At 33.6% G+C, this 18,109-nt stretch carries 16 protein-coding genes; 1 reads left to right on the top strand and 15 read right to left on the bottom strand.

Annotation, left to right across the window (positions count from 1 at the left end):
* Nucleotides 1-21: 21 nt before the first annotated feature.
* Complete coding sequence (locus tag AC37UB_RS05415) at nucleotides 22-1,899, bottom strand: beta-glucoside-specific PTS transporter subunit IIABC (RefSeq protein WP_490685417.1); 1,878 nt, start codon at nucleotides 1,897-1,899, stop codon at nucleotides 22-24.
* Nucleotides 1,900-2,147: 248 nt separating this feature from the next.
* Nucleotides 2,148-3,581: a 6-phospho-beta-glucosidase gene (locus AC37UB_RS05410; RefSeq protein WP_490685416.1), complete on the bottom strand. Its 1,434-nt coding sequence runs from the start codon at nucleotides 3,579-3,581 to the stop codon at nucleotides 2,148-2,150.
* A 101-nt stretch (nucleotides 3,582-3,682) separates the two neighbouring features.
* On the opposite strand from AC37UB_RS05410, the gene AC37UB_RS05405 reads away from it, so the two are divergent.
* The gene (locus tag AC37UB_RS05405; RefSeq protein WP_117972553.1) at nucleotides 3,683-4,657 is read left to right on the top strand and encodes a LacI family DNA-binding transcriptional regulator; all 975 of its coding nucleotides are present in this window, start codon (nucleotides 3,683-3,685) and stop codon (nucleotides 4,655-4,657) included.
* 12 nt (nucleotides 4,658-4,669) lie between these two features.
* Here AC37UB_RS05405 and AC37UB_RS05400 read toward each other — a convergent pair whose 3' ends face one another.
* The 13 genes from AC37UB_RS05400 to murD form a co-directional block, all read right to left on the bottom strand.
* Nucleotides 4,670-5,188 carry a hypothetical protein gene (locus AC37UB_RS05400; protein WP_233519158.1) on the bottom strand — a complete coding sequence of 173 codons (519 nt, stop codon included), beginning with the start codon at nucleotides 5,186-5,188 and terminating at the stop codon, nucleotides 4,670-4,672.
* A 12-nt stretch (nucleotides 5,189-5,200) separates the two neighbouring features.
* Nucleotides 5,201-5,584: a DUF4430 domain-containing protein gene (locus AC37UB_RS05395; RefSeq protein ID WP_233519157.1), complete on the bottom strand. Its 384-nt coding sequence runs from the start codon at nucleotides 5,582-5,584 to the stop codon at nucleotides 5,201-5,203.
* An 87-nt stretch (nucleotides 5,585-5,671) separates the two neighbouring features.
* On the bottom strand, nucleotides 5,672-8,458 hold the full coding sequence (gene ileS, locus AC37UB_RS05390) for an isoleucine--tRNA ligase (RefSeq protein ID WP_117972551.1): 2,787 nt from the start codon (nucleotides 8,456-8,458) through the stop codon (nucleotides 5,672-5,674).
* A 274-nt stretch (nucleotides 8,459-8,732) separates the two neighbouring features.
* Nucleotides 8,733-9,524: a DivIVA domain-containing protein gene (locus tag AC37UB_RS05385; protein ID WP_117972550.1), complete on the bottom strand. Its 792-nt coding sequence runs from the start codon at nucleotides 9,522-9,524 to the stop codon at nucleotides 8,733-8,735.
* 14 nt (nucleotides 9,525-9,538) lie between these two features.
* The gene (locus tag AC37UB_RS05380; protein WP_117972549.1) at nucleotides 9,539-10,321 is read right to left on the bottom strand and encodes a YlmH family RNA-binding protein; all 783 of its coding nucleotides are present in this window, start codon (nucleotides 10,319-10,321) and stop codon (nucleotides 9,539-9,541) included.
* Between the two features lie 18 nt (nucleotides 10,322-10,339).
* Nucleotides 10,340-10,603 carry a YggT family protein gene (locus AC37UB_RS05375; RefSeq protein ID WP_199500889.1) on the bottom strand — a complete coding sequence of 88 codons (264 nt, stop codon included), beginning with the start codon at nucleotides 10,601-10,603 and terminating at the stop codon, nucleotides 10,340-10,342.
* Between the two features lie 15 nt (nucleotides 10,604-10,618).
* On the bottom strand, nucleotides 10,619-11,227 hold the full coding sequence (locus AC37UB_RS05370; protein ID WP_117972548.1) for a cell division protein SepF: 609 nt from the start codon (nucleotides 11,225-11,227) through the stop codon (nucleotides 10,619-10,621).
* 15 nt (nucleotides 11,228-11,242) lie between these two features.
* On the bottom strand, nucleotides 11,243-11,929 hold the full coding sequence (locus AC37UB_RS05365; protein ID WP_233519156.1) for a YggS family pyridoxal phosphate-dependent enzyme: 687 nt from the start codon (nucleotides 11,927-11,929) through the stop codon (nucleotides 11,243-11,245).
* A gap of 13 nt (nucleotides 11,930-11,942) precedes the next feature.
* Nucleotides 11,943-13,211 (bottom strand): cell division protein FtsZ, encoded by a 1,269-nt coding sequence (gene ftsZ / locus AC37UB_RS05360; protein ID WP_117972547.1) that lies wholly within the window; start codon nucleotides 13,209-13,211, stop codon nucleotides 11,943-11,945.
* Between the two features lie 21 nt (nucleotides 13,212-13,232).
* Nucleotides 13,233-14,573, bottom strand: coding sequence for a cell division protein FtsA (ftsA, locus tag AC37UB_RS05355; RefSeq protein WP_117972546.1), 1,341 nt, complete (start codon nucleotides 14,571-14,573; stop codon nucleotides 13,233-13,235).
* Between the two features lie 131 nt (nucleotides 14,574-14,704).
* Nucleotides 14,705-15,634 (bottom strand): cell division protein FtsQ/DivIB, encoded by a 930-nt coding sequence (locus AC37UB_RS05350; protein ID WP_117972545.1) that lies wholly within the window; start codon nucleotides 15,632-15,634, stop codon nucleotides 14,705-14,707.
* A gap of 21 nt (nucleotides 15,635-15,655) precedes the next feature.
* Entirely contained in the window at nucleotides 15,656-16,744 is a 1,089-nt protein-coding gene (gene murG, locus AC37UB_RS05345) for an undecaprenyldiphospho-muramoylpentapeptide beta-N-acetylglucosaminyltransferase (protein ID WP_117972775.1), read from the bottom strand.
* A gap of 2 nt (nucleotides 16,745-16,746) precedes the next feature.
* Nucleotides 16,747-18,108 carry a UDP-N-acetylmuramoyl-L-alanine--D-glutamate ligase gene (murD, locus tag AC37UB_RS05340; protein ID WP_117972544.1) on the bottom strand — a complete coding sequence of 454 codons (1,362 nt, stop codon included), beginning with the start codon at nucleotides 18,106-18,108 and terminating at the stop codon, nucleotides 16,747-16,749.
* Between the last annotated feature and the right edge of the window lies 1 nt (nucleotide 18,109).

Genomic DNA, 18,109 nt, shown 5'->3' with positions numbered 1-18,109 from the left:
TATCATACCATAAAAACACCATTATTTGATTACCACTAATAATTCTTCTCCTGATACAATATCTTTTTGATCTAATGTAAGGACATCTAAAAACTGATCTGAATTTGTAACTACTATTGGCGTGACAACAGGTTTTCCTGCTTCCTTAATATAATTAATATCGAAGTATCCTAATAAATCACCTTGATTTACTTTATCCCCTTGCTTAGCTTTAATATCAAATCCTTTTCCGTCTAACTCAACAGTATCCATACCAATATGGATCAGTATCTCAGAACCATCATTTGTTGTCATACCTATTGCATGCCCTGTTGGAAATACAGTGGTAATTTCTCCTGTTGCTGGTGCATATAACTCACCGATAGTTGGATTAATAGCGATACCTTTTCCTAACGCACCAGAAGAAAATACTTCGTCTTTGACTTCAGATAGTGGAACAACCTCACCTGTTACAGGAGAAACTAACTCTTCTCTTGATTCTGATTGACTTGTTGTACCAGATGATACATTATTTGGTTCCTCATTATTTGATTCTACTTCTTTATCAAATCCAATAACCAACGTCATAACAAATGCTACAACAATAGATACAATACTTCCAATAATTCCCATCATAACGTTTGATTCAACACCATCAATCGTACTCACAAAGCCAGGTATTGATAATACACTTATCAAACCACTAGCAAATAGTTTAACACCAGCTCCACCGATAACTGCCCCACCAACAGCTCCACCGATACAAGAAGCGATAAATGGTTTTTTTAGAGGTAAAGTCACACCATAAACAGTCGGTTCAGTAATACCAAAAATAGCAGTCAACGTTCCTGAGAGTGCCAATGCTTTTCGTTTTTCATTCTTTGTTCTCAAAAATACCGCAAAAGCAGCTCCTGCCTGAGCTAAAACAGCTCCCAATAACATTGGTGTTAAAGTATCAAAGCCATATTGTGTTAAGTTATTCAATGCTATTGGGATAAGACCCCAATGCATCCCAAACATTACAAACACTTGCCATAAGCCACCCATAACTGCACCTGCTAATATAGGACTAAAATTAAAGACTGCTGTATAAGCTGTTCCTAATCCTGTTCCAATAATTGTACCTAAAGGCCCTATTGCAACAAAAGTTAACGGTACCATGATCATAATAGTAAACATTGGGACTAAAATAATTTTTAAAAATTCAGGAATAATTTTTTTCATAAATTTCTCAATATATTTTTGTAACCAAACAAACAATATGATTGGGATCACTGTTTGCATATAACCTGTTGGACTAATGATGACAGGTATCCCCATAAATGACAATGCTACTTGTTCTCCTGCCATTTGTGTGATAGATGGGTATAATAGAGCTCCTGCTATTGATAAGGCAATAAAAGGATCTGTCTTAAATTTTTTAGCAGCTGTAAACGCAACAGCAAATGGTAAAAATTGCATTAATCCGTCTGATGCCGCATAAAGAATTTGATAAGTTCCTGACTTGTCTGTTAAAACACCTGTCAATAATAAAATAGATAATAGCCCTTTTAATACACCAGTTCCTGCCAGTGCTCCTAAAAATGGTGTAAAAACACCTGATATAATATCAACAAATTTATTAAAAATGTTACTATCTTTTTTCTCATCTTCTGTTGGCTCTCCAAGCCCAGATACATCTAGTAATTCATTAAAGACATCCGATACTCTACTTCCTACTACAACTTGATATTGACCTCCACTTTGAACGACTTGGATAACATCTGGTATTTTTTTTATCTCTTCAGTCTTAGCAATTGATTCATCTTTCAATTTGAATCGTAGGCGTGTTGCACAATGAACAACACTACTAACATTTTCCTTTCCTCCAACTAATTCTAAAACTCGTGTCGCTAACTCTCTATTAGAAAGCTTTGCCATAATAATTCCTCCTTACATTTTTGAATGCAAAAAAGACCTAAACTGACTAAAATAGTCTACGCAAACTAATCCCAGATATATACTGAGACTAATCTTGTCGTTCACTATTTCATTCAATTTAGGTCTTGCCTGCTTAGCAGTTACAATCCTTTACATACAGATAATAACATGTTTCCGCTTTCTTGTAAACAATAAATGTACTTTATTTAAATAAAGACTTCAGAAAAAATCTGAAGCCTTCATAATAATTAGCTATTGCTCAAATCTTCTCCATTTGTTGCAATGACTTTTTTATACCAATCAAATGATTTTTTCTTACTACGATTAAGTGTTCCATTTCCTTCATTGTCACGATCTACATAAATAAATCCATAACGTTTTTTCATTTCACCAGTACCCGCACTGACTAAATCAATACATCCCCAAGTCGTATAGCCTAATAAATCGACCCCATCAATTTCTACGGCATCTCTCATCGCTTTGATATGCTCTGCTAAATACTCAATACGGTAATCATCTGCAACATAACCATTTTCATCTGGTGTATCCACAGCACCTAATCCATTTTCTACAATAAACAATGGTTTTTGATAGCGATCGTATAAATCATTCAACGTGATTCTTAATCCTAGTGGATCGATTTGCCATCCCCACTCACTTGACTCTAAATAAGGATTTTTAAGTGACTCAAAGATATTACCACTCGTTTGTTCATTCACCGCTGGATCCGTCGATTGCAATCTTGATGAATAATAAGAAAATGACACGAAGTCAACAGTGTGCTCTTTCAATAATTCTAAATCGCCTTCTTGAATTGGTAAGGTAATACCTTTTTGTTCCATTTCTTTTAACGCATAAGACGGGTACTCGCCACGAGATTGAACATCAATAAAGAAATAGTTTTCTCTATCAGCTTTTCTTGACGCCCAAACATCTTCAGGTTTACTAGTATAAGCATAGTTTGCTCCTGCAGCAAGCATACATCCTACCTTGTTTTCTGGATCAACTTCATGGGCAATTTTTGTGGCAATCGCACTAGCTAGTAATTCATGATGAGCAGCTTGGTACTTGATTTGTTCCTTATTTTCACCCTCTTCAAAATAAAGCCCTGCTCCCATAAATGGGGCATGTAAAATCATATTAATTTCATTAAACGTTAACCAGTATTTTACTAAACCTTTATAACGATTAAAAATAACATGACACAGATTTTCATAAAAACCGACTAATTCACGGCTTCTCCATGCACCGTATTTTTCAACTAAATGCATTGGACAATCAAAATGAGTTATCGTAACTAATGGTTCAATCCCATATTTTTTACATTCTTTAAATAAGTCTTCATAATATTTTAAACCTGCTTCATTTGGTTCATTTTCATCACCTTTTGGAAAAATACGAGACCAAGCGATGGATAAGCGATATGTTTTAAATCCCATCTCTGCAAATAACGCAATATCTTCTTTGTAACGATGGTACATATCAATGGCTTCTTTGGCTGGATAAAAATGATGTTCATCAAATTCAAACATTTTCATCTCTCCAGTAATAACTGCTGCACGATCTGGTCCAACTGGAGCTAAATCCACATTCGCTAATCCTCGACCATCTTCACGATATGCTCCTTCACATTGATTGGCTGCTGTTGCGCCACCCCATAAAAAATCTTGTCTAAATCCCATTGTATTTCCTCCTTATATTGTTTGTATGTTCATTCTATCTTGTGGGAACATTCCCATGTCAAGTTTTTTTTGGTATAATTTTTGTAAATGGAGGTCTTTATATGACAACAATTATTGATGTAGCAAAAAAAGCAGGTGTTTCAAAATCGACTGTTTCTCGCGTTGTTTCAAATAAAGGATATGTTAGCGAAGCAACAAGATTCAAAATTGAAAAAGCCATGGACGAACTTGGTTATATTCCCAACATGATCGCAAGAAATCTACAAGCTGGTTTAACAAAAACAATTGCCTTCATCTCCTATGATTTTAATCAATATACCAGTATCTTTTTAAATGCTTTCACAAAAACGGCATTAACATATGATTTCTATGTCAACTTATATGTTACTGGTGGAGATAAAGCAAAGGAAATAGATGCGTTAAATTTAATGAAATATAAGCAAGTGGATGCTGTCTTTATATTCACTAGAAGTAACTCTTGGGATGATATTAAACCTTATCGAAAATTTGGCCCCATCTCGACTTGGCATCGAATTGATTCTCCTGATATTTATTCATCTTATGTCAATCAGTACGACAGTTATCTAATGTCTCTTGAATTTTTACTTAGCAGAGGTTATAAAAATATCGGGCACATTTTAGGTTATAAAAATAATAAAAATACCCTTGCTCGAATCAATGCTCTTGATTATTTTTATGAGCAACACCCAGAGCTAGAAAAAAAAGAGGAATGGATTTTTTTAAACACTAAACCTTATCAAATTGGACGAAACATTGCAAAAAAATGGCATGAAACATCAAATAGACCTGACTGCCTTGTGTTTTATACCGACTTCATTGCGGCTGAATGTATCTCTGAATTGCAGCTTTTAGATTATTCTATCCCTAAAGATATTGGTATTATGGGTTTTGATAATAACGCTATCAGCGAAATTATTCACTTAACTACCGTCGACTGTCATTTAGAAACTCAAGCGACCAATTGTTTTAACTATCTTTATAGTGAATTAAAAAACTTAACTTTTTCACCTATTCCCATTACGCAAGACTTAGTTATTCGATCATCGACCAAATAAAAAAGAGATAGCTCAGCTACCTCTTTTTTTCATTTCTTTATTCATTAGATAAATAAAAGGACTCTTTAATAAGATATAAAAAAACATTGTTCCGAAAGCATGCATGATATCAAAACTCATACCAGTCACATAATATGCCCAAAAGTTTGTTACGCCAAATATCGGTGCTAACATCACCGATATGAGAAAGCCATACCCTAGACCGGATATCAGGCACAAAATAAGTTGTAATACCTTGTTATTTTTTACGTTAGTCCATTTATCTAATAGGACTACTAGATAAATGACACACCAAAAAGATACTATTTGGGCAATTGTCCAAACTCCCATACCTAAATAAAAATTTGTAATTAAAATAGAAAGCGAACTAATCACAATTGCTTCAAGTCTTCCCATATAAAGTGTCACTAAAATAAGTGTTGCCGTAATCGGTTGAACATTTGGTATAAAAACCATTAATAATCTACCGACTACACAAAATGCTGTCAGTAAAGCCATCATTGTTAATGATTGTGTGTTAATATGCTTCAAGTTAGTCTCCTATTAATCCAATTTAGATAAATCAAACTCAATATTATCACCATCAGATACTGTTGTTTCTTGAACCCCTTTTTCAGCTTGTTTACCATTGACTGTATATAACCAATACTTATTTTCTTTTTCATCTTGTTTATAACCGTCAATGGATGTGATAAACCCTTTTGTATCTTCAATATCATAGTTATCTTTCAATACATTATATAAAACAGTCTCATCTTTCACGCTAACTTCTTTTGAATCAATTTCTTTATGATCTTCCTTTAGTGTGATATTAACAGTTGCACTTGATTGCGTTGACTCTACTGTTTGGTTCTTTTTACCACTTCCACAACCTGTTAATGTCACTAAAATCGTTGCACTTAACACCAAGCAATTTAATTTTTTCATCATACTTCTCCCTTATTTAAATTCCTTAACTTTTCATAAAGAAACCTCAAACTATCTACTGATAATTTGAGGCTTATTTATTTAGTTTTACTCTAAGCCTTCTGCTACAGCTTCAGGATAATTTACTTCAACAATTTCAGCACATCGATTACATAATGTCGGTAATTCTTGATGACTACCTACATCTTCTTTGATTGCACGACAACGTTGACACGTTTCACCTTGAGCAGGTTCCACTAAAATAGAGACATCATTAAATTTCATAGCAGTTTCTGGTACATCAGTTGTTGATTTTTCAACAACTAAATCTGAAACAATCAATACTTGTGCCAAATTAGTATTTAATGCATCTAACAACATAGCAGTTGGCTCATTTGGATAGATAGTCACTTTTGCTTCAAATGATTTACCAATTAATTTATTATTTCTAGCTTCTTCTAAAGCTTTTAAGACATGTGTTCTCACTTCCATGAATCCATCCCATAATTCCATGATTGAATCTTGATCTGGATAAGTGTCATAACCAGGAAGCTCAGATAACTGCACATATTCTTCTTCTTCTTGTAAATGAGACCAAATTTCTTCTGACGTAAATGGTAAAATTGGTGTCATTAATTTTGTTAAAGCCACTAAAATATCATAAAAGACAGTTTGCATTGCACGACGCTCATGATTATCTCCTGCTTCAATGTAGACAACATCTTTGGCAAAATCTAAATAGAATGCTGACAAGTCATTTGTACAGAAGTTAACTAGACTCTTATAAACAGTCGAGAATGAATAATTGTCATACCCTTTATCACGAATAGTTTTGATTGTATCATTTAAGCGAATCATCATATATTTATCAACCGAACGTAATTCATCATATTCAACACGGTCTTTATTCACATCAAAATCAGATGTGTTTGCTAATAAGAAACGCATTGTATTACGAATTTTACGATAAACTTCAGCAATTTGATTTAACGTATTCATATCCACTTTCACATCTGATTCATAATCCACACTTGAGACCCAAAGTCTTAAAATATCTGCACCCATTTGATTGGTTACTTTATTTGGCTCAATCGTATTTCCTAAAGATTTACTTTGTTTACGTCCTTGTGGGTCTAATGTAAATCCTTGAGAAAGAACTGCTTTATATGGTGCAACGCCATTAATTGCCACACTTGTTGTAATACTTGAGTTGAACCATCCACGGTATTGGTCAGATCCTTCTAAGTACAAGTCAGCTGGAAATGATAAATCACTTCTGCCTCTTAACACTGCTTCATGTGATGAACCAGAGTCAAACCAAACATCCATGATATCAGTTTCTTTTGTAAATTCGCCATTTGGACTACCAGGATGAGTAAATCCTTCTGGTAATAATTCTTTGGCTTCTTTTTCAAACCAGATTTTTGACCCGTGTTCTGCAAATAAATTCGCCACATGTTCTGTTGTTTCTGGTGTAATAATCGCCTCACCGTTTTCTGCATAAAAGACAGGTAATGGTACACCCCATGCACGTTGTCTAGAAATAACCCAATCGCCACGATCACGAACCATGTTATATAGACGCGTTCTCCCCCAAGGAATAATCCAATCTACTTTTTCAATTTCAGATAGAATATCGCCTCTAAATTTATCAATTGATGCAAACCATTGTGGCGTTGCACGATAAATAACAGGTTTTTTTGTACGCCAATCATGTGGGTAACTATGAGTAAAGAAATCTAATTTTAATAAATGACCACTTTTTTCTAGCATTTCAGTAATCATTGGATTAGCTTTATCATAGAAGATACCTTCAAATCCAGGTGCTTCATCTGTATAACATCCTCGAGAATCTACAGGTGAAATAACATCGATACCGTATTTACGAGATACAATGTAGTCATCTTCCCCGTGTCCAGGAGCCGTATGAACCAAGCCAGTCCCTGCATCAAGAGTTACATGATCACCTAAAATCAAACGTGATTCTCTATCATAAAATGGGTGTTGAGCTGTCAGATTTTCTAGCTCTGCCCCTTTAATCTCTTTAATAACTGAAACAGTTTCCCAACCAATTTCTTTTGTCACTGTTTCAAGTAACTCTTTTGCTACGACAAATTTTTTACCATCTGCTTCAATCACGACATAAACATATTCGGGATTTACACTAATCGCTAAATTTGCTGGAAGAGTCCAAGGTGTGGTTGTCCAAATAACAAAACTCGTATCATTATCTAATACTCCGTTTCCATCTTTCACATCAAATGCAACATAAATAGAGGCTGATTTTACATCTTTGTATTCAATTTCTGCTTCTGCTAACGAAGATTCACTAGATGGAGACCAGTAAATTGGTTTTAATCCTTTATAGATATATCCTTTTTCAGCCATTTTTCCAAATACTCGAATTTGAGCTGCTTCATAATCTGGTGTTAGAGTAATGTATGGGTTATCCCAATCTCCTGATACACCTAAGCGTTTAAAATCATTACGTTGTTTATCAACTTGGCTAAGTGCATATTCTTTACACATTTCTAAGTATTCTGCTCTAGGCATTTCTTTGCGTTTAACACCTTTTTTGGTTAATACTTGTTCAATTGGTAAGCCATGTGTATCCCAACCTGGAACAAATGGGGCACGAAAACCTGACATTGATTTAAATCGAACAATAATATCTTTACTTACTTTGTTTAGTGCGTGTCCTAAATGGATATTTCCATTAGCATATGGAGGACCATCATGTAAAATAAAAGTTGGTTTCCCTTCATTTAATTTTTGTCTTTGACCATAAATATCTTTTTCTTCCCATTCTTTTTGCCATTCAACTTCTCTTACTGGTAAGTTTCCACGCATTGGAAAGCTTGTTTTTCCTAAATGAAGCGTTTCTTTCATTTTCATTTTATCTATCATCCTCACTTATTTTATTTTTATATACAAAAAAGCTTCGTCCCTTAAAAAGGGACGAAGCTATCGTGTTACCACCCAAAATTCAGTACAGACATAAGTCTATACTCTCCTGTAGATTGTAACGATTCTCACCGAGAAATCTTACTATAATTTCAGATTTCTTTTTTGTAAAGGATCTTTCTTAATTCAGTGTCTCACTAGGTTTCCACTATCCCTAACTCACTTTCAGAATAAATTAAGCTTTTCTATTTTACATCTAACTTTATTATTTAACTTTTGAACGTGATGAACGTTCCACTTTATTTAATTTTTTTGTTTCTTCACTTTTTTCTTCTTTTTGTTGCTGAACAGGCTGATTAGGCATTTCTTGTGTCGCACTTACCTTAATATCTGTTTTTGATTGAGATACATTATCAAAATTAGGTTTAATATTAATAGCTGGTGAAGTTGCTTCAAGACCATTTGCTGCTTCAACAGCATCTAATACTTCTTTAAATGCTTGATGGCTACTGTCAACATAAGCACCAAATGGTTTAAGGATTTCATCCCACTCATCACTTTGCACAATTTGTAACTGTGATTCTAATAATACATTTAAGTTTCTATGGAAAACACGGGTTTTCTTTTTCAAATCATCTGTCTCAACAGCCAATTGACGAGCACGTTCACTTGCTTCAGATAAAATTTGATTTGCTTTATTTGCCGCACCAGAAATCAACTCATCAGACATTTTATTAGCGTGTGCTAAAATGTCTTCAGATTGAGCTTGAGCTTTTTGAATTGCTAAATCAGACTCTTTAATAGCATTTTCTTTTAATTTATCCGCAGTATCTTGAGCTACAATAATTGATTGGTTTAATGAATCTTTTAATTCATTAAAATAACTTAATTTATCATTTGCCTGTTTTACTTCTTTTTCTAAAGAACGATTTTCTTGGGTTAATTTTTCAACTTCTAAAGCGATTTGATCTAAAAAGTCATCTACTTCATCACGATCATATCCCTTAAATTTATTATTAAAACTTTTATTCGTAATATCAATTGGTTTAATTCCCATTTTTACACTCCTTGCTACTTTCTTAAAACTCTAATTTTTAATCTTATCTTATCTTTTTTAGTATTCCCTAGTGTTTCTAATAGTTGAACTCTTCCTAGTCCTCGAACTGACACAATATCTAAATAATCTACTGGAAAATCAACACGCTCTACTTCGGTCCAATTGACCTTAGCTTTCTTTGATTCTACAATCAGTTTAGCACGTTGTCTAGATACATTATATACTGTTGAAATAATATTATCAATTCTAAGTGAAGAGATTGTTAGAGTCTCATCTAACCATTCATCAGTCGGTTGTAAAATATCTTGCCAACCTACTTCGTCAAATTTTACTCCAAATGAACCAATTTTGTCAACTTGTTGAGTAATATAGTTAGAAATAGATTTTTTTATAAAAACTTGCCATTGTTCTCCATTTGTTATGATATCTCCAATGAATTCTCTTTTTATTCCAGTACTCATTAATGTTCCTAAAATTTTTCCATGAGTTAATTTACCAAACTTAATAGGATATTTTATTTCATAAACTGAGATTTCATAATCTGTTTCATTAGGATTGTAATAACTTGGATAAAGTATGGCACATTTTCTCTCAGAATCTTCAAATCCTCCAAAAAAAGACAATAAAATATCGTCTCTTTTACCTACCAATGTCTTTAAAATAAACATCTCACGTGGGTTTAAAAATTCAGTTACAACGGGTGCGTATTGCATCTCAACTTGTTCCATCCAATTACCGATAGTATCAATAAAAGGATGTTCGTCCTTGCGAAAATGCTGATACACATTAGCTTGCAAAAAACTCACATCCATTCTTTAAATCATATAAACTAATCTTGCTAATATTAAAATTAAACCTTGTCCAGCTAATTGTAAAACAAATATTGCAACAATAATTGTAAAATCAATTGGACCAATACTCAAATTCAAGCGATCAAACATACTTAAATATGGTCTTGAAATTCGTATGATAAATTGACCAATTTTTGAATCATACGCCCCAGGAAACCATGATAATAAAGCATAAATCACTAAAACATAAGTATATAGGGTTATGGCTTTAGAGATTAAAGCTATAATCAAATTAACACATCCTTAATATTCTGTTAAATGGTTTGTTATGATATTTCGAGTAATGCTTGAATCGACATCTACGTTGGCAGGAGTACAGATAAACATTTCATCTCCTAAGCGTTGAATATCTCCATCAATAGCATATACAGTCCCTGTCATAAAATCTACAACACGCCTGGCAGAGCTTTCATTCATTAATTTAAAAGACAAAATAATAATCTCTTTTCTAAACAAAGCTTGAGCAATTTGTTTACAATCAATGTAATCTCTAGGCTCATAAACCGATACTTTTCTATGTTGTCTAGCAACCACCATACGTTTATTTCCATTTGAGGTAGGTTGATAGGTATTCATTTCAACTACTTTTTTATTAGTATACTGGTTTTCTGTTGCAGAAATTTTAACATTTTTTTCTGGTTCTTCTTCATTATGGCTGATAGCATGATTCATACTAGCAACATCATCAAGCGCATCCTCTAAATTATTTGTTTCTCTAATATTAGGTTCTGGCTCAAGAACAGATGATTCTTCATCAATCGTCACTTCTTCATCAACAAATGCATCACTTTCATCATCAGAAACGCCAAAAAAATCGGAAAATCTTTCACCAGCTTTATTGAATAACTTCACTCTATCACCTCTCCCCTAAGATTCGAAAAATCTCGAACCAATTCTTACAAAAGTTGCTCCAGATTCTATAGCTGGTATGAAATCTTGACTCATACCCATACTTAATTCTGTACATGGTGCATGGTCAAGTTTTTCTGTTGCAACTTTGTTTTGTAATAATTTTAATTGGTCAAAATACTGAGATAATTCGTTAAGATTTGAATCAATAGGAGCCATGGTCATTAAACCAATAACTTCAATTCTATCAAAATCTTTTAAATCCTTAATGAAATCTATTAAATTTTCCGGAGAGATTCCTTGTTTGGAAATCTCTCCAGAAACGTTTACTTGAACAAAACACTTAATTTGTTTTATTGCTCTTTTTTGTATTTCTTCAGCCAATGATATTTTATCTAATGCATGAAAGTAATCAATATTATTAATGACTGATTTAACTTTTCGCCGTTGTAAATTTCCTATAAAATGCCATTTAATCTGTTTATTATCTGATAGATACTCTTGCTTTTCTAACAATTTTTCCATCCTATTTTCAGCTAAATGTTCAAATCCTAAATTAACAACTTGTTTTGTTGTCTCTTTGTCAACTGATTTAGTGACACAAATGACAGTCACACTATCGACTGACCTTTGACCGATTTGGCAAGCTTGCTCAACATCTTGTTGAATTGACTCAACATTTTGTTCCAGTTTTTGCAGGACCAATCTAAGTCACCTCTTATTTTTTTCTTCTAAAGAAAGGTGGTGTACTTAATTCATCTTCCGCTTCTAAAGGATGATCAGAATCCTGGTTAGCATTATCATAATCTTTTCTGTCAATTGTTTCAAACTGTGTTTCATCTGGGACTTGACGAGTCGATGGTTCACGTTTTAAATCCCAATCACCAAATGCACTTGTTTGTGCTGTGCGTGATGAATCCATTTCTGGAACTTCACGAATAGGTTCTTGAACTGATCTTGCTTGTCTCTGTTGAACCATTCCATTTGGTGTAGTCACATTATTTCTTCCCATCGCTTGACGTTCTTTTTTTCCTGGATCAATTCCTGTTGCAATGACAGTAACAACAATCTCATCACCTAATTGATCATTAACTGATGTTCCTAAAATAATATTTACATCTCCACCTGTGGCACTCGCTACAATTTCAGACGCATCTTGTGCTTCAAATAAAGTCATATCTGCCCCACCAGTGATATTTAATAGCACTTGTTCAGCACCTTCAATAGATGTTTCAAGCAACGGAGAGGCAATAGCTTTTCTAGTAGCCTCAATCACACGATCTTCTCCATTTGCAACACCAATTCCCATTAGAGCGGTTCCTTGATTTTCCATCACTGTTTTAACATCTGCAAAGTCTAAATTGACATAGCCAGGAGATGTAATTAAATCAGAAATCCCTTGTACACCTTGACGTAATACATTGTCAGCTTCTCTAAAAGCTTCCAACATTGGTGTTCTTTTATCAACGATTTCTAATAAACGATTATTAGAAATGATTACCAAAGTATCCACATTTTCTTTTAAAGCTGAAATTCCTTCAGCTGCAAAACGACTACGTTTTGGACCTTCAAAGCTAAACGGACGTGTCACAACACCGACTGTTAAAGCTCCTTGTTCTTTAGCAATTCCAGCTACTACAGGTGCTGCACCTGTACCGGTACCACCACCCATTCCAGCAGTAATAAATACTAAATCAGCACCTTTTAATGCTTCAGCAATTAAATCTTCGCTTTCAGATGCAGCTTTTTCGCCAATATCTGGTAACGATCCAGCACCTAATCCTTTTGTAAATTTAGGTCCTAGTTGGATGACAGTTTCTGCTTTAGAATGTTGTAGTGCTTGAACGTCTGTGTTTGCAACGATAAACTCTACGCCTTTTACTCCTTCATCAATCATACGGTTTACTGCGTTACCGCCACCGCCACCGACACCAATAACTTTAATTACCGCGCCAGTATTTACAGTATTATCTAATGAAAATTCCATTATTTGTTTCCTCCTAGACTATTAGTCAAATATATTGGATAAGAAACCTTTTACTTTACCGCCAAAACCTTCTTCTTTCTCTTTTACAGGTTCATTGACAGACATATCTGTAACAGGTTCTTGTGCTTGTTGTACAGCTTTTTCATGTTGTTTAGTCTCTACTGAAATGTCACGAACAGGTTTAGCTGTTCGTTTTTTATCACCAGTAACGGCTAATTTAGTCACATGATAAACCTCATCAAGTTGTGCGACATACTCAACAATAGCAATTGCATTAGCATATACAGGATTACGTAATCCCATATGATTTGGAACATACAATTTAACGTTTGTTCCAAACATATCCGCTGCTAACTCGACTACTCCTGGCAAGCTTGCGGCTCCACCAGTTAAAATAACACCACCTGGTAAATTAAGTGCATCAATGCTATCTAACATCATTTTTGATTTTGAAAAAATTTGTTCAACACGCGCTTCTATAATTTCTGACAAGTAGCGTTCATCAATTCTGACAGGTTCATTTTTACCAATGACATCAACAGGAAATTCTTCATTCGGTGAAGTTCTTTCTGGATAAGCATATCCATAGTTGATTTTTAACGCTTCCGCATTAGTTAATGATGTGTTTAAAACAACAGAAATATCCTTGGTTACAAACTCTCCACCTTCTTGTTCAACGTGTGAAAATTTTAATTCACGTTCATACATCACAGAGGTAGTTGTTTGTCCACCACCCATGTCAATAATAGTTGTTCCAAAATCTTTTTCTCCATCCGAAAGAATAGATGAAGCTAAAGCTAAAGGAGCAATGACCATTTCATCAATCACCAATCCAGCTTTTTCAACACATTTTTGAATGTTGTGAACAATTGTCTTAGGTCCAGTATATAATAATCCCTTCATATCTAGACGAACACCAATCATACCTCTTGGATCTTTTATTCCTTCAAAACCATCTACTTTAAATTCTTGAGGAACTAAAGTAATGACTTGACGTTCTGGAGGTGTTGAACGAACAACTGCTGCTGATGCCACATTTTTAACATCTTTGTCAGTTATTTCTTTTGATTCATTATTAACAGCTATCATGCCTTCGCATTTTTCTACTTCTAAAAGATTAGCAGGAATACCTACACTAACACTTTTAATTTGAACACCTGATTTTTCTTCTGCTTGTTTAATTGCTCTTTGAACGGATTGAACAGCTTTGTCTATATCGATAACAATACCACGATCCAATCCTTTTGATTTTGCATTTCCTACGCCAATAATATTAATTTGATTTTCTATGTACTCAGCTACAACAACTTTTATTGATGTTGTACCGATATCAAGACTTACATATATTCCTGTTTTTGCCATGAAAGGTCTTCCCTCCTATAATTCTAACAAAGTCTTCCTTTATTATATGCATAATACCTCACACTATTCTATCATAAATAGTACTATGAAATAAAGAAGAATACTATATTTGCTAGTTTTTTTTCTGAACGTTAAAAACCATTATTTACACTCTCCATTGAGTTTTCGTCCGATAACCCCTCACTTGAGTCGCTATTTTGTGTTTCTAAAGGATATGAAAATATCCCTGTTTTACCCGCTTCCATATCAATAACACCTTTTGACTTCATTTCTGCCGAAATTTTGTCATAAAAAACTAATTTATCCGCAATTGTTGTTGATAATCCAATTACTTGATTGCCATCCTTCATATTTAATTTAATTCTAAAAGGATTTTTTTGAGTGGCCTGTGACTCAATAGAACTAATTTCTGATTTCATTTTTGGCGAAAATTTTTCATATGATGTCAAAAATGAATCCAATCCTTCTCCTTCTTTAAAATCAATTAACTGTGGCAATTTTTTTTCTGATTCTTTTGCTGTTTCACTCAAAATTTTTCCATTAGATAAAACAGGATACATTTTATTATTTCTTAATAAAATAGCCAGGACCTCATATTCTGTTACATGTATATCAAAATGATTAAATTGTTTAATCCTTAATGTCGCTGTGTTGATTCTTGGATTTTCCTTTATCACTCTTTTCATATCCTTTGATTTATTAAAATACTGAGGCCATAATCCATCACCTAATTTAAGGTGACTTGATTTTATAATTTTTTGACTATCTGCTTTGTCGATTCCAGTCACTTCTATATTTTGTAATTTACTTAAAGGAGAAATAATATAAAGAGTAATAAGTATTCCCACTGTTAAGGTAATTAAAATACTCGTTAATCTTCTAGTTAGACGTTTTTCCTCATTAGGAGTTAAACCTTGAAATGGAGATAGTTTATTGATTGTTTTCCTTTTCGTAGAAAGTGTTCCTTGTTTATTACTATCTTTCAATTCTTTTTTTGATGATTTTATCAATCGATGATTACCTCGATTTTCCCCTTTATCATCCTCTTTTTTGTTTGACATCCCTTACTAGCCCTCCTTAAATTAGGTTAGTTCCTGAATCAAACCATACAAGCGATCCATTGCATCAGGAATCCCTTCAGCTTTTGATGCTTTTGCCATAGTTTGTCTATATTGATCATCTAACATTAATTTATCCACTTGTTCAACCAATAATTTTCCTGTCAATTCACTATCTTTAATCATCAATGCTGCTTGATTATCAACAAGACTTTTTGCATTTTTCGTTTGATGATCATCCGTAACATTAGGACTGGGAACCAATATCGAAGGTAATCCTAATGCCGTAATTTCTGCCATACTAGTCGCACCTGATCTCCCAACTAGTGCTTCTACATTGATTAAAACGTCAACCATATTATCAATATATGGCACTACTGTTACATTAGTTAATTGCTTAATTAGCTCTTCTTTTTCTTTAAACTCATCAAAATAAATAGTCCCAGAAGCATATAATACCTGGTATGGTTTTCCTTTAAATAGTGGTAATGCTTCTTTCATCGCGTTATTAATCGTTTGAGCTCCGCGGCTGCCACCAAAGATAACGATAGTGGGCTTATCAGAATCCAAACCATACCCCTCTAACACCTTTTTTTTGTCTACCATCATCACTTCTTGAGCTCGAGGATTCCCTACTAGTGCAACTTTTTCTTTTGGAAAATACTCGGCTGCATCAGTGAAACAAATTCCTACTTTATCAACATATTTTGATAAAAACTTATTCGTCATACCCGCCACGCTATTTTGTTCATGAATAATTGTGGGAATATTTAATTTACTCGCTGCATAAACAACCGATCCACAAACATATCCACCTGTTCCAATCACAATATCAGGTTGAAATTCCTTAATATATTTTTTAGCTTGCTTAATACTTGTTAAAAATAAATACACTGTTTTAAAATTTTTTAACGTTAGTGATCTATAAAACCCCTGAATTTCAATTGTTTTAAATGGAATATTTTGATTAGGCACTAACTGACTTTCTAGCCCTTTTTCTGTTCCAATATATAAAAATTCTGAATCTGGGTATTTTTCTTTAATATAACGAACGATAGAAATAGCTGGATAAATATGTCCACCTGTTCCTCCACCTGATACTAGTACTCTCATCATTAATTCCCTACTTGTTTAGTTATTTCTGCTACAAATTCTTCTCCACGAGTTTCAAAGTTAGGATACATATCCCAACTAGCACATGCCGGCGACAAAAGAATCGTATCCTCTGACTGTGCAACTTTTAAGGCTTCTTTCACTGCTTCTTTCATGTTATCAACACAAATAATTTCTGATACTTGCGCCTTTTTGGCTGCTTCTTTTAATTTATCTTTTGTCTCGCCTAATAATACAATAGCTTTTAGTTGCTCAATAGCTGGTATAAATCCATCAAAAGAGTTTCCTCTATCAAGCCCTCCAGCAATTAATACTAATTTTTCATTATCAAATCCACTAATTGCCTTTTTAGCAGCTAAAATATTAGTCGCTTTTGAATCATTGTATATTTTGATTCCATTATATGTCCCAATGTACTCTGTTCTATGAGGAACACCTGAGAAGAGTGACAAACTTTTTTTTATTGACTCGTTATCTATATTTGAAACTTTTGCTACACAAATTGCTGCTAGAGCATTCTCAACATTATGCGAACCTGGAACACCTAATTCATTTAATTCTATAATTTTTTCACCTTGATACATTAACCAATCTTTTTCCAAATAAGCTCCATTAACTTTTCTAGATACTGAAAAATAAATCACGGTTGCCTTAGATTGTTTGGATAATTTAACGATTTCAGGTAAATCAGCATTTAAAATTAATGTATTATTCTCTGTCATATTTTTTTGAATGCGCCATTTAGCTTTAACGTATTCCTCTCTTGAGCCATGATAATCAATATGAGCTTCATAAATATTAGTAATAACTGCTATCTCAGGCGTAAATTCATCAATTCCCATTAGTTGAAAACTCGATAATTCTGTTACTAATACATTATCTTCTGTAGCCTTTAATACAACATCACTTGCTGGAAAACCAATATTCCCAGCTAAAAGTGCCTTATTAGGTTGATACGTATCAAATATTTGCTTAATCATGGTTGTTGTTGTTGTTTTACCATTTGTTCCTGTAATGCCAATAAAAGGTGCCTCTGAGACTTGATACGCTAATTCCACCTCTGTAATAATTGGAATTTCTTTTTTTATTGCTTTCTCGAGAATAGGATTCGTGTAAGGAATCCCAGGATTTTTCACAATAAGAGAAAATCCTTCATCAAGAAGATCTAAAGGATGACTATCAGTAATAACTGTTATACCTGCTTCTAATAATTCTTGAGCTTCTTTGTTATCTTCTAATTTTTTCGCATCATTGACTGTAACAAATGCCCCTAATTCATGCAATAACTTAGCAGCGGCAACACCACTTCTAGCTAACCCTAATACTAAAATTTTTTCATTTGCATAACGCTTTGACTGTTTCATC

The organism is Vagococcus changpingensis, assembly GCF_058211775.1.
Note: the sequence above shows the minus strand (reverse complement) of the source record. Positions and strands in the feature narration are given on the sequence as shown.

Excerpts from the sequence above, each read along its gene's own strand:
- AC37UB_RS05410 (WP_490685416.1), bottom strand. The coding sequence starts at position 3,581 with ATGGGATTTAGACAAGATTTTTTATGGGGTGGCGCAACAGCAGCCAAT.
- ftsZ (WP_117972547.1), bottom strand. The coding sequence starts at position 13,211 with ATGGAATTTTCATTAGATAATACTGTAAATACTGGCGCGGTAATTAAA.
- murG (WP_117972775.1), bottom strand. The coding sequence starts at position 16,744 with ATGAGAGTACTAGTATCAGGTGGAGGAACAGGTGGACATATTTATCCA.
- AC37UB_RS05350 (WP_117972545.1), bottom strand. The coding sequence starts at position 15,634 with ATGTCAAACAAAAAAGAGGATGATAAAGGGGAAAATCGAGGTAATCAT.
- AC37UB_RS05395 (WP_233519157.1), bottom strand. The coding sequence starts at position 5,584 with ATGAAAAAATTAAATTGCTTGGTGTTAAGTGCAACGATTTTAGTGACA.
- ftsA (WP_117972546.1), bottom strand. The coding sequence starts at position 14,573 with ATGGCAAAAACAGGAATATATGTAAGTCTTGATATCGGTACAACATCA.
- murD (WP_117972544.1), bottom strand. The coding sequence starts at position 18,108 with ATGAAACAGTCAAAGCGTTATGCAAATGAAAAAATTTTAGTATTAGGG.
- ileS (WP_117972551.1), bottom strand. The coding sequence starts at position 8,458 with ATGAAAATGAAAGAAACGCTTCATTTAGGAAAAACAAGCTTTCCAATG.
- AC37UB_RS05405 (WP_117972553.1), top strand. The coding sequence starts at position 3,683 with ATGACAACAATTATTGATGTAGCAAAAAAAGCAGGTGTTTCAAAATCG.
- AC37UB_RS05415 (WP_490685417.1), bottom strand. The coding sequence starts at position 1,899 with ATGGCAAAGCTTTCTAATAGAGAGTTAGCGACACGAGTTTTAGAATTA.
- AC37UB_RS05385 (WP_117972550.1), bottom strand. The coding sequence starts at position 9,524 with ATGGGAATTAAACCAATTGATATTACGAATAAAAGTTTTAATAATAAA.